Below are 17,099 nucleotides of genomic sequence, written 5' to 3' on the forward strand. Positions count from 1 at the left end.
GGCGCGTTAGGTCCGTCCCGCCGCGCGTTGCAGTCGGTCCAGCTCGCGTTGACCGTAGAACTGCGGTTCGAAGCCCTTCATCCAGAACAGCTTGCCCAGCCCACGCGCCGTTCGGTCGGCCATTTCGGCGCGCCTGGGGTGGCGGATCAGGCTGAGGGCCAGCGTCGTTGCGCCCCAAATCGCCGTCTGCGCCGCGCCGACGGCCATCCAGCGCGCCACGCCGGGCCAGTTCTTCGCCTCGGCGGCGGTCTGGCTCGGCCCCTGGCCATAGGCGAAGGCGCGCGTCAGGGCGTAGCGCAGGGTGGCGCGGTGGGGCGGGGCGAACTCGTCCACCCAGGCGGCGGCGGCCCAGCCGAAGCGGCCGCCGCGCGCCTCAAGGGCGGCGAACAGCACGTCGTCCTCGCCGCCGATCTGATCCGATCCGACATGGAAAGGCTGGTCGCCGGGCAGGGCTGTGGCCCGAACCAGCAGTGAGTTGCCGCAACCGTGGGCGTGATCCAGTACGCCGTCCTGATCCGGTCCCTGGCGCCCGAAGAAGCGTTCCAGGTAAGGGGTGGTCCAACCGGTTCCTTCGGGCACGCGCCCGCGAATAGGGCCGAAGACGGCGTCGGCGCCGCTCGCTTCCTGCGCGCTCAGCAAGGCGGCCAGCCAGCCGGTCGAGGCGGCCTCATCATCATCGAGGAAGGCGATCAGGGGCGCTGATGTGGCGGCGAGGCCCGTGTTGCGCGCCGTCGCGACGCCGGGGCGCGGCGCATGGACCCAGATCAGCGGGACGGGCGCTTCAGGACGCAGGGCCTCGACCGTTTCGCGCGAACTGGCCTCGGGATCGTTGTCGACGACGACGATCTCGCGCAGGCGCGTCGCCACGTCTTGCTGGGCGAAGACCGAGCGCAGGGCGCGCGTCAGGCTGTCCAGACGGCGCATGGTGGGGATGACGATGGCGACGTCCGGCGCGCTCATATCGCCTCCGCATAGAGGGCCGCGCGATACAGCCGCAGGGCGAACGCCCGCAAGCCGGTCGGCAGGACAGGCGCGCAAGCGGCGGCCTTGATCAGCGGACGCAGCAGCTTCAGCCCCGGCACGGCCTTCAATACCTTGGCGACGCGATAGCTGGGATAGGCGGAAACGAAGTCGGGATGGCGCGCCACGACGCGGGCGAAGTTCGGCGCCGACTGTTCGTATTTGGCGGCCAGGGCCTCGATCGTGTCCAGACCCATGTGGGTGGCGGGATTGTCCAGATGCACCACCTTGAACCGCCGCGAGACGCGCATGGCCCACTCCACGTCCTCCCAGCCCCAGCCGCTGAAGCCGGAATCGAAGGTCTCCGTATCGAAGACGTCGCGGCGCACCAGCAGATTTGAGGTGAAGACGTATTTCTCGGGCTGCTCGGCGCGCTGGGCGGCGGGGATGCAGTCCGACCGGGCCGCCATGTGGCGATGGACGGCGAAACGCGCATCTTGCGGCGCCTGCAACAGGGAGAAGCCGCCGAAGGCCACGGCCGGGCGCGCGTCGCGGGCCAGATCGACCCACGTCTTCAGGAAGCCCGGATAGTCGGGCCTCATGTCGCTGTCGAGGAACAGGAAGGTCTGACCGCGCGCGGCCTGCGCCAGGCGGTTTCGTCCTCCCGAACGCCCCTGATTGGCGCTGAGCGAGATCAGGCGCACGGGCAGGGTCATGTGGTCGATCAGGGCGCTCAGGCGGGCGGTCAGTGCGGCGTCCCTGGTGCCGTCGTCCAGAACGATCAGTTCGGCCTGTCCGGCCAGCGCCGACGTCTCGGCGTCCAGACACTGCAGCAGGTCGGCCGGGTCGTCGCGCAGGAAGGGGATCAGCACCGACAGGATGGGCTGAGCCTCACGCCACGCAGGACTGTCGTGGTGAAGAGCCTCACTCATGCGGCCTGACTCCGTGCGCGCAGGAAGGCTTTCAGCCGCACGCTCAGATCGCGCACCCCGGCCGCGTTCAGGGCGTAGGCGACCACGCCGTAGACGATTACGCCCACGCCGGCGTCCAGCATCAGTTCGGCGAACCCGCCGATGGCCGGCAGCATCATCACGGCCCCCGCCATGACGGCGGCGGCCAGACCGCAGCGCGCCAGCGCGTTCCAGGGCACGGGCAGGGGCAGGATGCGCCGCCCGATGGTCATGGAGGCGGCCAGACCCAGCGCAAAGCTGATCGCCGTCGCCCAGGCTGCGCCCATCACGCCGAAGCGCGGGATCAGCAGGACGTTCAGGACGATGTTGCTGCCCGCCGGAATGCTCATGGCCAGCAACAGCCAGCCCGTGCGGCGGCCCAGTGTGAAGGCCTGCCCGAAATAATAGGTCGTCATGCCCGAGAAGAAGGCGCCCAGCGCCACCCACGGCGTGACCGAGGCGGCGACGGTGCGCAGGTCTTCGCCGATCATGAACTCGGCCAGCGGCCGCGCGACCAGGGCCACGCCCACGGCGGCGGGTAGGCCGATCAGCACCAGGGTCGAGGCCTGCTCCCTCGCGGCGGTTTGCAGATCCTCGCGCCCGCCGCGCTCCAGCGCCATGACCAGAGCCGGGGCGCCCGCCGCGCCCAGCCAGACGAACATGACGTCCAGCGTCCGATTGGCGATGCTGTAGGCCGCGTGATAGGCGCCGACCGCCGCCTCGTTCATGAACAGGGCCAGCAGGAATCGATCGGTCGAGGCCAGCACCACGGTCAGGCCCAGGCCCACGGCGATGGGATAGCCGTAGACGGCGTAGGCCTTCAGACGCTCGCGATCCAGCCGCCCGCGCCGGGCCTCGCGCAGTTCGGCGGGCAGGACGAAGGGCAGGGCGGCCAGCGGCGCCAGCAGCATCCCCGCCAGCGGCGCCTCGGCCCCCAGACCCAGCAGGGCCAGACCGACGCCGAAGGCCAGCCCCGCGACTGCGCTCCAGATGTCGATGGCGGCGGCGGGACCCACTTCGCCCGCGGCACGGAACCGCTCCTGCGCCAGCTTCAGGAAGCAGCGCACGGGAATCCCCGCCAGCGCTACGGCCAGCGGCAGGCGGAAGTTGTCCGGCATGGGCCACAGCCAGACGGCCAGCCCGGCGACGGGCGTGAAGACGGCGGTGATCAGGAAGGCCGCGCGGTACAGGCTGGCGAAATGCCCGGCCATCTGGGCTTCATCGGACTGGGCCGCCCAGAAACGCGCCATGGAGGCTTCCAGCCAACTGAACGTCGCCACATGGGCCAGCGTCAGCACCGAATAGGCCAGGGCGTAGCGCCCGAAATCCTCGGGCGACAGCAGGCGCGTGAAGATGATGATGGTCAGAAACCCGACCACGCCCTGCACGATATTGGCCGGCAGGTAGCCGAACACCCCCCGCCAGAACATCAGCGCACGGCCATCCGGTCGCCCAGCAGCACGGGAACGGTCACGGCGATGATCCACAGGTCCAGCCAGAAGGACTGGCGCTCGATGTATTCGATGTCGAGCTGCACGCGGCGACGCACTTCATCCGCCGTATGCAGCGGCCCGCGCGAGCCCTTGATGGCGGCCCAGCCTGTCATGCCGGGCTTGATGCGGTGGCGGTGGGCGTATTCGGCGACCAGACGCGCCGACTCGGCGTCGCCGGTCTTCATGCCGATGGCGTGCGGGCGCGGCCCGACCAGGGACATCTCGCCGCGCAGCACGTTCACCAGTTGGGGCAGCTCGTCCAGGCTGGTGGCGCGCAGGAACTTGCCCAGACGCGTCACCCGATCGTCGCCCGCCGTGACCTGACGGCTGGCGGTGGCGTCGGAGGCTTCCTGACGCATGGTGCGGAACTTCCACACCACGATCTCTTCCTGATTGAAGCCGTGGCGGCGCTGGCGGAACAGGGCCGGACCCTTGCTGTCCATCCGCACGGCCAGACCGATCAGGAACAGCGCGGGGCTGAGCACGACCAGCGCTAGAGCCGACAGGATAATGTCCAGGATGCGCTTGTTGAAGGCGCGACGTTCGCCGTCCACCGCGCCGCCCAGCAGGGGCAGGGAGGCCGAGGCCAGCTTCTCCAGCGCCTCGTTCCGCTGGGCCGCGCCCCTGGGGTCGACCAGCATGGTGAGGGGAATGGGCAGGGCCTCCAGCCGATGCGTCAGGGCGCGGACCCGCGCCTCGGCCTTGGGATCGATGGCCAGGATGACGCGGTCGATATAGGGCGTCAGCCGGTGCTCCATCAGGGCGTCGGTCCCGCCCAGCACCGGGACCCCCGCCAGGGCGTCGGGCGTGCGGGCCAGGCGATCATCGAAGACGCCCAGGATATTCAGGTCGCGACGATCCAGCGCCTCGCGGATCAGGGCCTCTGCGTGACGCGTGGCGCCGACCACGACGACATTGGGGGTCAGGTCGCCGCGGCTTCTCCACTGAGCCACCAGCATGCGCCAGATGGTGTGCAGACCGGTCAGCAGCACCGCCGAGGCGATCGCCCACCAGCCGTATTCCGCCAGCGGCGCTTCCCCGCCCAGCAGGGCGAGGCCCAGGAGGCCGGCCGCCGCGCCGCCGACGCCCGCGACGGTCGCGACCCCGGCCAGGTGGCGCGCCGGGGCTCGCGTGCGGTCAAATCGATACAGTCCCAGCGAGCGCGCCAGGCCCAGGGTCAGCAGGCAGCCGACCAGAATGGGCAGGGCCTCGATCAAGGTGACCTGCATCAGGCCGCCGGGGTTCATGCGGCCAATGGCCACAAGGCACAGGAAGGAGGAGGCGACGATGTCGACGCCGCGGAAATAGAACACGCGCCGCCGCGCCGCTGCGCGCTGGCGGGTGTTCAGCCATACGTCCGGGCGCAGCGGCCCCCGCCGAGCCCGGCCGGCGCGCCCAGTCTCCGCCGCGGGCACACGCGCTTCGACCAAGGCTGCGCGATCTGCGCGCGCGCCTTCGGCTGCGGAGCCCAGTGTGTCAGCAGGGGTGATAGCCAAGTCTTTTTCCCGAAATCGACCAGAATGGGGTGCGAACCCCGTGTCACATGCCACTCTTATGCCGGGTTAACACAAAGGGTGTCAGTTCCGCATTGCGAAGCGCCGCGCGACTCGCTATCCACGCGGCCTGCCGGAGACGTGGCCGAGTGGCTGAAGGCAACGGTTTGCTAAATCGTCGTACCCTGCAAGGGGTACCGAGGGTTCGAATCCCTCCGTCTCCGCCAGAATTCCCATCCAAAAAGATGATGTTGTCAGCCTTGGCCTTGCTGGGGCCCGCCGGCCTTGGCTTCGCTGGGACGGCGTACGGCGACGCCGTGTTGGCGCAGGATGCGGCGGGCGACCTCGGGCGCGCCGATCATGGGCAGGGGCTGGCCGAAATGCTCGCGCCACAGTTGGTCCAGGCGAACTTCCTCCGGAGTGAGCAGGCGGGTCATTGGCGAGTCCTTGTTACGCAAGCCTGCCGCTTTTAGGCCTTCCTGACCGAGACAAACGCAAACTCATGTAAGCTGGACCATATGTGATGGAACCCGCAGGATATCGGATATCCGGGTCAGGGCTTCCCTTGGGTGATCTTGGCGCCGCCCGGCGCGCGGGTTAGGCGTGTAGCTCAACCTTCTCAACGGGAGAGACGCACATGGCCGATCTGGCCCTCGCCACCGACAAGATCCGCGCCGCCGTCGGCGAAAACTCGGGTCTGGGCAAGACCGTGAAGCTGGACTTCGGCGATGACGGCAAGATCTTCATCGACGGCGCTTCGGCTCCGAACACCGTCAGCAACGACGACAAGCCGGCCGACGCCACCGTCTCGATCAAGTGGGACGACTTCGTCGCCTTGGCCGAGGGCCGTCTGGACCCGATGATGGCCTTCATGCAGGGCAAGCTGAAGATCGCGGGCGACATGATGATCGCCCAGAAGCTGGCCCCGCTGCTCAAGGGCTGAGCGCGGGCTGAGGCTTGATGTTCGACGGCGCGGCTCCGACGGGGCCGCGCCGTTTTCATGTAGGGAGAGGCGTAGATGGATTTCCGGCTGAGCGAGCGGGGCGAGCACTGGCGCGAGCGGGTGCGCCGTTTCATGGAGGCGGAGGTCCTGCCGCGCGAGGCGGAGTATCGCGCCCAGGTCCGCGCCGATCCGAAGCGCCAACCGCCGGTGATGGAAGACCTCAAGGCCAGGGCCAAGGCCGAGGGTCTGTGGAACATGTTCCTGCCGGGCGAGCACGGCGCGGGGTTGTCGAACCTGGAATACGCCCCCATCGCCGAGCTGATGGGGCGGGCGCTGTGGTCGGCCGAGGCGTTCAACTGCAACGCGCCCGACACCGGCAATATGGAAGTCCTGCACATGTACGGCGACGCCGCCCAGCAGGAGCGGTGGCTCAAGCCCCTGATGGCGGGAGAAATCCGCTCTGCCTTCCTGATGACCGAGCCTGAGGTCGCCTCGTCCGACGCCACCAACATCCAGACCCGGATCGAGCGCGACGGTGACCATTACGTCATCAACGGCCGCAAATGGTGGTCGACCAACATGGCGCACCCGAACGTCGCCGTGACTATCGTCATGGGCAAGACCGATCCCGACGCCGCCGTCCACCAGCAGCAGAGCCAGATCATCGTTCCGGTCGACACGCCCGGCTTCCGCGTTGAGCGGATGCTGTCTGTCTTCGGCTATGACGAGGCGCCGATCGGCCACGCCGAAGTGGTGCTGGAGAACGTCCGCGTTCCCGCCTCCAACCTGATCGCGGGCGAGGGGCGCGGCTTCGAGATCGCCCAGGGCCGTCTGGGGCCGGGCCGCATCCACCACTGCATGCGGACTATCGGCGCGGCCGAAAAGGCGCTGGAGCTGATGGTCGATCGCCTGCTCAGCCGCACCGCCTTCCGCAAAACCATCGCCGAGCATTCGGTGTGGGAGCAGCGGGTGGCCGAGGCGCGCACCAATATCGAGATGTGCCGTCTGCTGGTGCTGAAGGCCGCCTGGATGATGGACGAAGTTGGGGCCAAGGGCGCCAAGTCCGAGATCGCCCAGATCAAGGTCGCCGCGCCGCGCATGGCGCTGAAGGTCATCGACGACGCCATTCAGGCGTTCGGCGGAGCCGGGGTGTCGGGCGACACGCCGCTGGCCGAAATCTACGCCATGGTGCGGACCCTGCGGATCGCCGACGGCCCGGACGAGGTGCACAACCGCACCATCGCCCGACTGGAGTACGCCGCGCGAACGCGCGTCTAGGCTGTCGCTCGCCTCACAGTTCGTCGCTGGGCGGCCGCTGGTGGTGATGGTGCGCCGAGGGCGAGCTGAAGTCGCCGTCCACGATGTCGCCCAGATAAAGGTTCGAGCTGGCTTTGTCGGGCGGCGGCGGCGTGCGGCCGAACAGCCAGTCCATGAAACCGCGCTTGCCCGTGCGCGGGGTCTCGGGTGCGGGGGGATGTCGCGGAGTCATCATGACGGACTCTCCTGAAGGCTGGAATTTAACCCCTCGGCGGGGCCTCTGTTCCTCCGGCCTAGCTGTCGTCGTCCTCATTATTTTCTTCGCCGTCGAGCGGCGTCTCGTGCGCCAGCAGCAGGGCCAGACGGCGACGCGCGCGGTTGACCCGGCTCTTGACCGTGCCCACGGCGCAGCCGGCGATATCGGCCGCCTCCTGATAGGAAAGCCCGGCGGCGCCGACCATGATGATCGCCTCGCGATGCTCGGGCGGCAGGGCGTTGAGCGCCGTTCGGAGCGCCGTCAGCTCCGCCGTCCATTCCTGGCTGGGCTCGGCGGTCAGGCCGGCGGCGTGGCGGCCTTCCTCATCGGCCACTTCGCGGCGTCGGCGGGCGGCGCCGGTGTACCAGCTGTTTCTCAGAATCGTGAACAGCCAGGCCCTGAGATTGGTCCCGGCCTCGAACCGCGTCCGATGCGTCCACGCCTTGACCAGCGTCTCCTGCACCAGGTCATCAGCATCGGCCCGGTTGCGCGCCAGGGAGAAGGCGAAGGCCCGCAACGCCGGAATCTGGCAGGCCAGCATGGCGCGCCAATTGGCCGGGTTCGTCAGGTCTGGCGACCGGCCGGGATCGGGCGTCGATGGCGGGGGCTCGATGGCGTTCGGCCCCTCGGGCATGCGCATCTGGGGCATGCTGCGGGATCCTGAATGACCTGCGCCCTGTCGGCGCTGGAACCCCATCAGAACGTCGGTTGACGACGCCTGTTCCGTTGCGCCGCCCCTCTCAACCGGCCGGCTGGCGGCCGTCGCGCCGGCGGAACCGCCTTTGCGCAGGCTGCATTTCAGGAAGGTGGCGACAGACGACATTCATCCAGGGGGACACGGCGTCATGACCGGAATGCTGCGCAGACCGGCGGAGGCCGCCGGGGATCTCGAGCGTTATCAGCAGGTGCGCGCCGTGCTGCCTGCCCTGGCGGCGTCCCTCTCGGCGGAGGACCTGCAGGCCCAGTCCATGGCCGAAGCCAGTCCGGGCAAGTGGCACCTGGGCCATGTGAGCTGGTTCTTCGAAACCATGCTGCTCGATCGGCCGGGCTATGAGTCGATCGACCCCCGGCTGCGGCGGGTGTTCAACTCCTATTATGAGGCCCTGGGCGACCGGATCGGTCGGGACGAGCGGGGGCTGATGACGCGGCCTTCGCTGGCCGACGTCATGGCCTATCGCGCCGAGGTCGATCGTCGGATGGAGGCGCGCCTGGCCGATGCGTCCGCGCCGTTCGACGCTCTGCGCCGCTATCTGTTTGAACTGGGCCTGAACCACGAGCAGCAGCATCAGGAGCTTTTCCTGATGGACCTCCTGCATCTGATGTCGCGTTCGCCGCTGGACCCGGCGGCCTATGAGGAGGAGCCTCGCCATGCGCCGCTCCAGCCGCCGCGTGGAGGCTGGCAGGCGTTCGAGGGCGGCCTTGTCGAGACCGGCGCGGGGGAGGAGGGGTTCGCCTTCGACAACGAACGGCCTGCGCACCGGGTCTGGCTTGAGCCGTTCGCCCTGGCCGCCGACCTGACGACCAATGGCGACTGGCTGGCCTTCATGAATGACGGCGGCTACGCCCGGCCCGAACTGTGGCTTAGCGACGGCTGGGCGACGGTCCAAGCGTGCGGCTGGACCGCGCCGCTCTATTGGCGGCGAGAGGACGGGGCGGGCTGGACGGTCATGACCCTGGCGGGGCGGCGGCCGGTGGATCCTGCCGCGCCGGTGCGCCATGTCAGCTTCTATGAGGCCGACGCCTTCGCGCGGTGGTCGGGCCGGCGTCTGCCCACCGAGGCGGAATGGGAGCACGCCGCCCGCAGCCGTCCCGACGCCTTCTCCAACCTGGACAATGAGGCGTGGCAGTGGACCGCTAGTGCTTACGGCCCTTACCCCGGCTTTCGACCGACCGAGGGCACGGCCGCCGAGTACAACGGCAAGTTCATGGCCAATCAGATGGTGCTGCGCGGCGGCGCCTTCGCCACGGCGCCGGGACATGCGCGGCCGACCTATCGCAACTTCTTCTACCCTGATCAGCGCTGGGCCTTCGCGGGCGTCCGCCTGGCGTCCGATCCCGGCGACGCGGCCCGAGGCGACGAGACCGATGATGAGCATGAGGCCTTCTGCCGCGACCTGGTCGCGGGCCTGGCGTCGTCGCCCAAGAGCCTGCCGCCTAAATGGTTCTATGACGCGCGCGGGTCGGAGCTGTTCGAGGCCATCACCCGCCTGCCGGAATATTATCCGACCCGGCAGGAGGCGGCGCTGCTGCGGCGGGTCGCCCCGCGCTGGGCCGAACGCTTCGGCCCCGACGCCGTGCTGGTCGAACTCGGCTCGGGCGCCAGCGAGAAGACGCGCATCGTGCTGGACGCGGCCCCCGATCTGGCGGCCTATGTCCCCATCGACATCAGCCCCACGGCGCTGAAAGAGGCGGCCGCCCGCCTGAGGCAGGCCTATCCCGACCTGAAGGTCCTGCCCATCGTCGGCGACTTCGAGCATCTGGGCGTCCTGCCGGCCGAGGCGGGGCAGGGGCGGCGGGTCGGCTTCTTTCCCGGTTCGACCGTCGGCAATCTCTCGCCGGCGACGGCCGAGGCGCTCCTGCGCGGCGCGCGCGACATGCTGGGACCGGACGCCCTGTTCATTCTGGGCGTCGACCTGATCAAGGACGCCCCGACCTTGATCGCCGCCTATGACGACGCCCAAGGCGTGACGGCGCGCTTCAATCTGAATGTCCTGACTCGAGCCAATCGCGACCTGGGCGCGGACTTCGACCTGGACGCCTTCGCCCACCGGGCTGTCTGGAACGAGGCCGAGGGGCGGATGGAGATGCATCTGGAGGCCCTGCGCCCCATGACGGTGCGGCTGGGCAAGTTGGTCTTCCGTCTGGCGCAGGGCGAGACGATCCACACCGAGAACTCGCGCAAGTTCGACGAGGCCCGCGTGCGCGCCCTGGCCGAAGCCGCCGGCTGGCGCGTCGAGGCCTTCGAGGTTAGCGACGTCCCGCGCGTGGCCCTGGCCCTTCTGGCCTGCTGACCGCCGACCGGTTGTCAGCCAAAGAAAAACGGCGAGGTTTCCCACGCCGTCGGAAGGTTATGAATCGATTGCGGGGGATCAGCGCTTCGGCGGCGCCGGGTCCTGACCGGTCTTGTTTCGCGCGCCGTGGGAGGCTTCGCCGCCCTTGCGTCCGGCCTGGGCCGCGAGCGTGCGGTCCTGGGAGAAGCTGCGCTTCTCGCTGGGGACGCTGGCGCCGCCCTTGCGAGCGATTTCGCGCTGACGTTCCGGGTCCATGGAGGCGAAGCCTCGCTTGGAAACACCGGAGCCGCGGGTGGGCTGACCTTCGGCCATTTCAGATGTTCCTTTCGTAGACGGTGGCGCTTGCGCAAGAGAACCCGGCCCCGGCGCGGAGGTTCCGACAAAGGATTAAAACCCTGTTCGACAAACGGGGGCCGCGCGCGTGCCCGGCGAGGGAACCGCGCGGATTCCGGCGGGTTCATCGAAGCTCGGAATGCAGATTTCAGGAGCTTAGCCCCATGCCGGTTTCCAAGAACCCCATCGCCGACGCCGACGGCGCTCCGTCGCCCGAAGACATCACCGAAGGTCGTTCGACCCTGGGCGACCGCCTGGAAGGCGCGGCTGACGACATCCTGGCGGCCGGCGCCCGGCCGCGTCCCCTTAGCCGAGCCGTGCGCGAGGATGCGGCGGAAATGCGCGACTGGGCCCGCCATCGCGGCGCTCAGGCCTGCGAGGCGATCTCGCGACGAACCGATCCGCATGACGCTCTATGCGCTCGGCATCGGCGTCCTGATCGGCCTGTTGGCCGCGCGCTAGACCAGGATCGGTTCGGATTGGTTCAATCCGAACTCAGCTCAATGGTCCGGCATCAAGGAGGTCAGGCCGGGCCGGAGGCCGGGCGCGCGATCGGCGCCGCCTGCATGGCCCGGTCCGAGACGAAGGGATTGCTGCGCCGTTCGGCTCCGAACGTCGAATGCGGCCCGTGGCCCGGCACGAAGGTCACATCATCGCCCAGCGGCCAAAGCTTGGTGGTGATCGCGCTCAGCAGGGCCTGATGGTCGCTGCGCGGGAAGTCGGTGCGCCCGACCGAGCCCTGGAACAGCACGTCGCCGACCTGGGCGAAGCGGGCCTCGCGGTTGAAGAAGATCACATGGCCGGGCGTGTGGCCGGGACAGTGGAACACCTCCCACGTCGTCTCGCCCAGCGTCAGAACGTCGCCGTCGTCCAGCCAGCGCGTGGGGGTGAAGCTGCGGGCCTCGGGCAGGCCGTATTTCTGGCCCTGCGTGGGAATCAGGTCGATCCAGAACTGGTCTTCAGGATGCGGCCCCACGATGTCGAGGCCGGTCTTCTCCTGCATCTCGGCGGCGGCGCCGGCGTGATCCAGGTGGCCGTGGGTGATCCAGATGGCGTCCAGCGTCAGTCCGCGCCGCGCGACCTCGCCCAGAATGGCGTCGACCGAGCCGCCCGGATCGATGACGGCGGCCTTCTTCGTCTTCGTGCACCAGACCGTCGTGCAGTTCTGCTGAAGCGGCGTAACAGGCGTGACGAAGACGCCGATGGGGGCTGAAGGCTGGCTCATGCGTCATGAGATAGCGGCCCGATGACCACAAAGGAACCGCGTTGCGTTGACGTTTCGGCCCCTTCTCGACATAAGGGCGGGCTCCGAGGCGCCGCTCCCGAAAGGGGCGGCCCTGTTGCTTTATCCACCGCGCGCCTTTGCGGCGTCGCCACAGAGCGTCAGATACCCGACCATGCAAGTCGTCGAAAAGTCGAACGAAGGCCTCAGCCGCGTGATCGCGGTGACCATTCCCGTCGCAGAGCTGAACGAAAAGCTCGAAGCCCGCATCAAGGAAGTGGCTCCCCAGATGAAGCTGAAGGGCTTCCGTCCGGGCAAGGTGCCGGCCTCGTACGTCAAGAAGACCTTCGGCCGTGACTTCATGGGCGAAATCATCAACGCCTCGCTGAACGAGACCAGCCAAGGCGCTCTGGAAGAGCTGAAGCTGCGCCCCGCCGCTCCGGCCGAGATGAACCTGACCTCCGACATGGACAAGGTCATCGCCGGTCAGGAAGACCTGGCCTATGAGATGTCGCTGGAAGTCATGCCGGAATTCACCCCGGTCGACCCCAAGACCCTAAAGCTGACCCGCCCGACCTATGAAGCCTCGGAAGAGGACCTGGACGAGGCGCTGAAGGAACTGGCCTCGCAGGCCAAGTCCTACGAGGACAAGAAGGGCAAGACGGTCAAGGCCGCCGACGGCGACCAGCTGACCATCGATTTCCTGGGCAAGATCGACGGCGAGGCCTTCGACGGCGGCGCCGCCACCGACGCCGACCTGGTGATCGGCTCGGGCCGCTTCATCCCCGGCTTCGAAGAGCAGCTCAAGGGCGCCAAGGTCGGTGAAGAAAAGACCATCGAAGTGACCTTCCCGGAAGAGTACCAGGCCAAGCACCTGGCCGGTAAGGCCGCGACCTTCGACGTCACCGTCAAGGCCATCAAGGCCGAGGTCGAATCCAAGATCGACGACGAGTTCGCCAAGCGCATCGGACTGGAGTCGCTGGACCAGCTGAAGGAACTGCTGAAGTCCAACCTGAACCAGCAATACGCCAGCGCCACCCGCTTCAAGCTGAAGCGCGCCCTGCTGGACGTGCTGGACGAAGGCCACGACTTCGCCCTGCCGCCGAAGATGGTCGACGCCGAGTTCGAAGGCATCTGGGCCCAGGTTTCGGCCGACAAGGACGCCGGCCAGCTGCCGGAAGAAGACGCCAAGAAGTCGGAAGACGAACTGAAGGCCGAGTATCGCAAGATCGCCGAACGCCGTGTGCGCCTGGGTCTGGTACTGGCCGAGATCGGCCGCGCCAACAACGTCGGCGTCTCGGATCAGGAACTGTCGAACGCCATCATGGCCGAAGCCCGCAACTATCCGGGTCAGGAAAAGATGGTGCTGGACTTCTACCGCCAGAACCCCAACGCCGCCGCCCAGCTGCGCGCGCCGATCTATGAGGAAAAGGTCGTCGACCTGATCGTCTCGGTCGCCGAGGTGAAGGACGAAGCCATCTCCAAGGAAGAGCTGATGAAGGAAGAAGACGAGGCCTAAGCCCTTCTTCTTCAGTTCATGTGCCTTGCGATCCCCGCTCCGGATTTCCGGGGCGGGGATTTTGCTTTCCGGCGCCGCCTTGCGCCGAAGCCTCATGAACGCGATATCGTAGGGGACAGGCGCGCGCTGTGTGAGTCGCGTGACCTCCCTGAATTCGAGAAGGCCTTCATGCGCGATCCGATCGACTACATCTCCAACAACCTGGTGCCGATGGTGGTGGAGCAATCCAGCCGCGGCGAACGGTCGTTCGACATCTTCTCGCGCCTGCTGCGCGAGCGGATCATCTTCCTGACCGGGCCGTTCGAGGACGGCATGGCCTCGCTGATCTGCGCCCAGCTGCTGTTCCTGGAATCGGAAAACCCGAAGAAGGAAATCAGCATGTACATCAACAGCCCCGGCGGTCAGGTGACCTCGGCGCTCGCGATCTACGACACCATGCAATACATCAAGTCGCCGGTCTCTACCGTGGTCATGGGCATGGCCGCCTCGGCCGGGTCGCTGATCCTGACGGCCGGTGAAGCGGGTCAGCGCATCGCCCTGCCGAACGCGCGGGTCATGGTGCACCAGCCCTCGGGCGGCTTCCGCGGCACGGCCTCGGACATCGAGCGCCACGCCGAGGACATCATCGCCACCAAGCGCCGCCTGAACGAAATCTACGTCCAGCATACCGGCCGCACCTATGAAGAGGTCGAGCGCACCCTGGATCGCGACCACTTCATGACCGCCGAGGAAGCCAAGGCCTGGGGCATCGTCGACCACGTCTATGACAAGCGCACCCAGGCCGACGACGACGGCGTCAAGGCTCCTTGAGCCTAGCCCGGATTCAGGCTGCGACAATTTGCGAGGCGGAATCCGACGACGGATTCCGCCTCGAATCATGTTTGAGACTCGTTATCAGCAGAAGGGGGCGCTCATGGCGACGCAGTGGAGAGACGACGGCTTTCGATATGGCGCCGTCACGCGCGCGCTGCACTGGGCGATCGCCCTGCTGCTGACGTGGCAGTTCACCGGCATGGCGGTGAAGCTGATCGTCGGCAAGGCGCCGATCACCGCCTTCTGGGTCGGTACGCACAAGGGGATCGGCGTGGTCCTGCTGACCCTGATCGTGCTGCGCGCCTTGTGGGGCCTCTACAACATGAAGACGCGGCCGGCGCACGGCGGCGGCTTCTGGGGGCGGGCCGCCAAGGTCGGGCATCTGGCGCTCTACGCCCTGATGCTGATCGTGCCGTCGCTGGCGCTGCTGCGGCAGTATGGATCGGGCAAGCCGCTGGACGTGTTCGGCGTACGCCTGATCGACGGCGGGTGGGCGGAAGTTCCGTGGATGACCGCCCCGGCCAACGCCGTGCACGGCCTGCTGGCCTGGGTGCTGCTGGCCGCCATCGCGGGCCACATCCTGATGGTGCTGGTCCACCGTTTCATCTGGAAGGACGACACGGTCGGCCGGATGATCGGCTAGGCTGGTTCAGCCCGCCGTCACCATCAGGGTGACGGCGGATCGCGACGTCAGAGGTCCAGGTCGGCCTGGGCGAAGCGGGCGTTTTCCTGGATGAAGTTGTAGCGGGCCTCGGCCTTGCGGCCCATCAGGCGTTCAACCAGATCCTCGATCTCTTCCTCGCTGGCGGGCAGGGCGATGCGGGCCAGAGTCCGCTTTTTCGGGTCCATGGTGGTCTCTTTCAGCTGAGAGGCCATCATCTCGCCCAGACCCTTGAACCGGCCGATCTCGGTCTTCTTGCCCTTGAACACGCTGGCCAGAAGCTCGTCGCGGTGGGCGTCGTCGCGGGCGTATTCCGAAAGCGGGCCTGCCGAAATCCGATAGAGCGGCGGCAGGGCCATGTAGAGCCGCCCCTGACGGATCAGGTCCGGCATGGAGCGGTAGAAGAAGGTGATCAGCAGGGCCGCGATGTGGGCGCCGTCGACGTCGGCGTCGGTCATGATGACCACGCGCTCATAGCGCAGGTCGTCGACGCTGAAGCGGCTGCCCGCCTGAACGCCCAGCGCCAGCATCAGGTCGGTCAGCTCGACGTTGGCGCGCAGCTTGTCCGCCGTGGCCGAGGCGACGTTCAGGATCTTGCCGCGCAGGGGCAGGATGGCCTGGGTCGTGCGGTCGCGCGCCTGCTTGGCCGAGCCGCCGGCCGAGTCGCCCTCGACGATGAACAGTTCGGTGCCCTCGGCGGCCTGACGCGAACAGTCCGACAGCTTGCCGGGCAGGCGCAGCTTGCGCGTGGCGGCGGCGCGCTGGACTTCCTTGTCCTTGCGGCGGCGCAGGCGATCCTCGGCGCGGTCGATGACGAATCCGAGCAGGGCGTTGGCCTGTTTCGGGCTCTCGGTCAGCCAGTGGTCGAAGGGGTCGCGCAGCAGCTGTTCGGCCAGGCGCGCGCCCTCGGGCGAGGACAGGCGGTCCTTGGTCTGGCCCTGAAACTCGGGGTTGCGGATGAAGATGGAGATCATCGCCCCCGCATTGGCGATGACGTCTTCCGCCGTGATCTGGGCGGCGCGCTTCTCATTGGTCAGCTCGCCATAGGCCTTCAGCCCCTTGACCAGGGCGGCGCGGAAACCCGCTTCATGGGTGCCGCCGTCGGGGGTCGAGACGGTGTTGCAGTAGGAGGCGACGAAGCTGTCGGCGTCGCCGAAGCCGATGGGGGACCAGGTGACGGCCCATTCCAGGGCGCCCGCCTCGCCCTTGCGCTCGACGCGCCCGGCGAAAACGGGGGTGACGGTCTCGATCTCGCCCACGCGCTCGGCCAGGGCGTCGGCCAGACCGCCGGGGAAGTGCAGCGTCGCCTGGGCGGGCGTCTGGTCGGTGATGCGTTCCGGCGCGCAGGTCCAGCGGATTTCGACGCCGCGGAACAGATAGGCCTTGGCCCGCGTCATGCGGAACAGGCGGGCGGGCTTGAAGGCCGCGCCGACGCCGAAGATCTGTTCGTCCGGCTTGAACCGGATCAGGGTGCCCTTCTTCTTCGAGGGGCCGACCTGCTGGATCGGGCCCTGCGACAGGCCGCGGCTGAAGGACTGACGCCATTCAAAGCCGTCGCGCCAGACGGTGACGTCCAGACTTTCCGACAGGGCGTTGACGACCGAGACGCCGACGCCGTGCAGGCCGCCCGAGGTCTCATAGGCCTTGCCCGAGAACTTGCCGCCCGAGTGCAGCACCGTCATGACGACTTCCAGCGCCGACTTGCCGGGGTGCTTGGGATGAGGATCGACCGGGATGCCGCGCCCGTCGTCGCGCACCGACAGATAGCCCTCGGCGTCCAAGTCGACGGTGATCAGCTTGGCGTGCTTGGCGACGGCTTCGTCCATCGCATTGTCCAGCACCTCGGCGAACAGGTGGTGCAGGGCGCGCTCGTCGGTGCCGCCGATATACATGCCGGGACGCTTGCGGACGGGCTCCAGGCCTTCCAGCACCTCGATCGAGGAGGCGGAATAGCCGGTGGCGGCCGCCGTCGCGGCGCTGGCGTGGGACGTCAGCTCGACCTTCGGTTCATGCACGGGCTGAGGCGTAACCGGAGGCGCCGCCTGGGGAGCGGGCGTCGCAGCGGGCGCGGGGGCGGCGGGCTTGGCCGGTTCGGCATCGTCGAGCTTGGAAAACAGGTCGTCCATCAGGGCATTTTGCGGCGATTCGGGGCAGGGTCTGGTAGGCTTCGAAGACGGCGGGGGCAAGG

The 17,099-nt window shown here is 68.0% G+C and carries 16 protein-coding genes and 1 tRNA gene; 7 read left to right on the forward strand and 10 right to left on the reverse strand.

Annotation, left to right across the window (positions count from 1 at the left end; all coding sequences use genetic code 11):
• Nucleotides 1–6: 6 nt before the first annotated feature.
• The 4 genes from AC52GN_RS05635 to AC52GN_RS05650 are packed head-to-tail and all read right to left on the reverse strand — an operon-like array spanning nt 7 to nt 4,716.
• A complete protein-coding gene (locus AC52GN_RS05635; RefSeq protein ID WP_496528455.1) occupies nt 7–960 on the reverse strand; it encodes a glycosyltransferase in 954 nt (317 codons plus the stop codon).
• Nucleotides 957–1,892 carry a glycosyltransferase family 2 protein gene (locus tag AC52GN_RS05640; protein WP_496528456.1) on the reverse strand — a complete coding sequence of 312 codons (936 nt, stop codon included), beginning with the start codon at nt 1,890–1,892 and terminating at the stop codon, nt 957–959. The genes AC52GN_RS05635 and AC52GN_RS05640 overlap by 4 nt, the downstream gene beginning before the upstream one ends.
• On the reverse strand, nt 1,889–3,340 hold the full coding sequence (locus AC52GN_RS05645; protein ID WP_496528457.1) for a lipopolysaccharide biosynthesis protein: 1,452 nt from the start codon (nt 3,338–3,340) through the stop codon (nt 1,889–1,891). Before AC52GN_RS05645 ends, AC52GN_RS05640 begins: the two co-directional genes overlap by 4 nt.
• Entirely contained in the window at nt 3,340–4,716 is a 1,377-nt protein-coding gene (locus AC52GN_RS05650) for an exopolysaccharide biosynthesis polyprenyl glycosylphosphotransferase (RefSeq protein ID WP_496528458.1), read from the reverse strand. Before AC52GN_RS05650 ends, AC52GN_RS05645 begins: the two co-directional genes overlap by 1 nt.
• Before the next feature lie 315 nt (nt 4,717–5,031).
• Here AC52GN_RS05650 and AC52GN_RS05655 point away from each other — a divergent pair.
• A tRNA-Ser gene (locus AC52GN_RS05655) sits at nt 5,032–5,123 on the forward strand.
• Nucleotides 5,124–5,150: 27 nt separating this feature from the next.
• Here the strand turns inward: AC52GN_RS05655 and AC52GN_RS05660 are convergent.
• Nucleotides 5,151–5,333 carry a hypothetical protein gene (locus AC52GN_RS05660; RefSeq protein WP_291781900.1) on the reverse strand — a complete coding sequence of 61 codons (183 nt, stop codon included), beginning with the start codon at nt 5,331–5,333 and terminating at the stop codon, nt 5,151–5,153.
• Between the two features lie 200 nt (nt 5,334–5,533).
• Here AC52GN_RS05660 and AC52GN_RS05665 point away from each other — a divergent pair, with 200 nt between their 5' ends.
• A complete protein-coding gene (locus AC52GN_RS05665; protein WP_024354161.1) occupies nt 5,534–5,839 on the forward strand; it encodes an SCP2 sterol-binding domain-containing protein in 306 nt (101 codons plus the stop codon).
• A 75-nt stretch (nt 5,840–5,914) separates the two neighbouring features.
• A complete protein-coding gene (locus tag AC52GN_RS05670; protein WP_496528459.1) occupies nt 5,915–7,117 on the forward strand; it encodes an acyl-CoA dehydrogenase family protein in 1,203 nt (400 codons plus the stop codon).
• A 13-nt stretch (nt 7,118–7,130) separates the two neighbouring features.
• Here the strand turns inward: AC52GN_RS05670 and AC52GN_RS05675 are convergent, their stop codons facing one another.
• Both AC52GN_RS05675 and AC52GN_RS05680 read right to left on the reverse strand, forming a co-directional pair.
• Complete coding sequence (locus tag AC52GN_RS05675; protein WP_291781908.1) at nt 7,131–7,331, reverse strand: hypothetical protein; 201 nt, start codon at nt 7,329–7,331, stop codon at nt 7,131–7,133.
• 58 nt (nt 7,332–7,389) lie between these two features.
• Nucleotides 7,390–8,001, reverse strand: a complete 612-nt coding sequence (locus tag AC52GN_RS05680; protein ID WP_312217780.1) for a sigma-70 family RNA polymerase sigma factor — start codon at nt 7,999–8,001, stop codon at nt 7,390–7,392.
• A gap of 196 nt (nt 8,002–8,197) precedes the next feature.
• Between AC52GN_RS05680 and egtB the strand changes: the two genes are divergently transcribed.
• Complete coding sequence (gene egtB / locus AC52GN_RS05685; protein ID WP_496528460.1) at nt 8,198–10,363, forward strand: ergothioneine biosynthesis protein EgtB; 2,166 nt, start codon at nt 8,198–8,200, stop codon at nt 10,361–10,363.
• A 78-nt stretch (nt 10,364–10,441) separates the two neighbouring features.
• On the opposite strand, the gene AC52GN_RS05690 is transcribed toward egtB, so the two are convergent.
• Entirely contained in the window at nt 10,442–10,675 is a 234-nt protein-coding gene (locus AC52GN_RS05690; protein WP_291781918.1) for a con-10 family general stress protein, read from the reverse strand.
• A gap of 544 nt (nt 10,676–11,219) precedes the next feature.
• On the reverse strand, nt 11,220–11,921 hold the full coding sequence (locus AC52GN_RS05695) for an MBL fold metallo-hydrolase (protein WP_496528461.1): 702 nt from the start codon (nt 11,919–11,921) through the stop codon (nt 11,220–11,222).
• 172 nt (nt 11,922–12,093) lie between these two features.
• On the opposite strand from AC52GN_RS05695, the gene tig reads away from it, so the two are divergent.
• The 3 genes from tig to AC52GN_RS05710 all read left to right on the forward strand — a co-directional run bounded on the left by tig (nt 12,094) and on the right by AC52GN_RS05710 (nt 14,893).
• Nucleotides 12,094–13,437 carry a trigger factor gene (tig, locus tag AC52GN_RS05700; RefSeq protein ID WP_496528462.1) on the forward strand — a complete coding sequence of 448 codons (1,344 nt, stop codon included), beginning with the start codon at nt 12,094–12,096 and terminating at the stop codon, nt 13,435–13,437.
• A gap of 168 nt (nt 13,438–13,605) precedes the next feature.
• Nucleotides 13,606–14,247, forward strand: a complete 642-nt coding sequence (locus AC52GN_RS05705) for an ATP-dependent Clp protease proteolytic subunit (RefSeq protein ID WP_003165321.1) — start codon at nt 13,606–13,608, stop codon at nt 14,245–14,247.
• Between the two features lie 67 nt (nt 14,248–14,314).
• Complete coding sequence (locus AC52GN_RS05710) at nt 14,315–14,893, forward strand: cytochrome b (protein WP_346522007.1); 579 nt, start codon at nt 14,315–14,317, stop codon at nt 14,891–14,893.
• A gap of 47 nt (nt 14,894–14,940) precedes the next feature.
• Here the strand turns inward: AC52GN_RS05710 and AC52GN_RS05715 are convergent, their stop codons facing one another.
• A complete protein-coding gene (locus tag AC52GN_RS05715) occupies nt 14,941–17,037 on the reverse strand; it encodes a DNA topoisomerase IV subunit B (protein WP_496528463.1) in 2,097 nt (698 codons plus the stop codon).
• Nucleotides 17,038–17,099 lie beyond the last annotated feature (62 nt).

This window comes from Brevundimonas sp. SS2672, from assembly GCF_059579685.1.

Bases quoted from the DNA above. Each gene is read 5' to 3' on its own strand.
- AC52GN_RS05645 (WP_496528457.1), bottom strand. From the start codon at position 3,340: ATGTTCTGGCGGGGGGTGTTCGGCTACCTGCCGGCCAATATCGTGCAG.
- AC52GN_RS05705 (WP_003165321.1), top strand. From the start codon at position 13,606: ATGCGCGATCCGATCGACTACATCTCCAACAACCTGGTGCCGATGGTG.
- AC52GN_RS05660 (WP_291781900.1), bottom strand. From the start codon at position 5,333: ATGACCCGCCTGCTCACTCCGGAGGAAGTTCGCCTGGACCAACTGTGG.
- AC52GN_RS05710 (WP_346522007.1), top strand. From the start codon at position 14,315: ATGTTTGAGACTCGTTATCAGCAGAAGGGGGCGCTCATGGCGACGCAG.
- AC52GN_RS05640 (WP_496528456.1), bottom strand. From the start codon at position 1,892: ATGAGTGAGGCTCTTCACCACGACAGTCCTGCGTGGCGTGAGGCTCAG.
- AC52GN_RS05690 (WP_291781918.1), bottom strand. From the start codon at position 10,675: ATGGCCGAAGGTCAGCCCACCCGCGGCTCCGGTGTTTCCAAGCGAGGC.
- AC52GN_RS05695 (WP_496528461.1), bottom strand. From the start codon at position 11,921: ATGAGCCAGCCTTCAGCCCCCATCGGCGTCTTCGTCACGCCTGTTACG.
- AC52GN_RS05680 (WP_312217780.1), bottom strand. From the start codon at position 8,001: ATGCCCCAGATGCGCATGCCCGAGGGGCCGAACGCCATCGAGCCCCCG.
- AC52GN_RS05670 (WP_496528459.1), top strand. From the start codon at position 5,915: ATGGATTTCCGGCTGAGCGAGCGGGGCGAGCACTGGCGCGAGCGGGTG.
- AC52GN_RS05665 (WP_024354161.1), top strand. From the start codon at position 5,534: ATGGCCGATCTGGCCCTCGCCACCGACAAGATCCGCGCCGCCGTCGGC.
- AC52GN_RS05635 (WP_496528455.1), bottom strand. From the start codon at position 960: ATGAGCGCGCCGGACGTCGCCATCGTCATCCCCACCATGCGCCGTCTG.
- AC52GN_RS05675 (WP_291781908.1), bottom strand. From the start codon at position 7,331: ATGATGACTCCGCGACATCCCCCCGCACCCGAGACCCCGCGCACGGGC.
- AC52GN_RS05715 (WP_496528463.1), bottom strand. From the start codon at position 17,037: ATGGACGACCTGTTTTCCAAGCTCGACGATGCCGAACCGGCCAAGCCC.
- tig (WP_496528462.1), top strand. From the start codon at position 12,094: ATGCAAGTCGTCGAAAAGTCGAACGAAGGCCTCAGCCGCGTGATCGCG.
- egtB (WP_496528460.1), top strand. From the start codon at position 8,198: ATGACCGGAATGCTGCGCAGACCGGCGGAGGCCGCCGGGGATCTCGAG.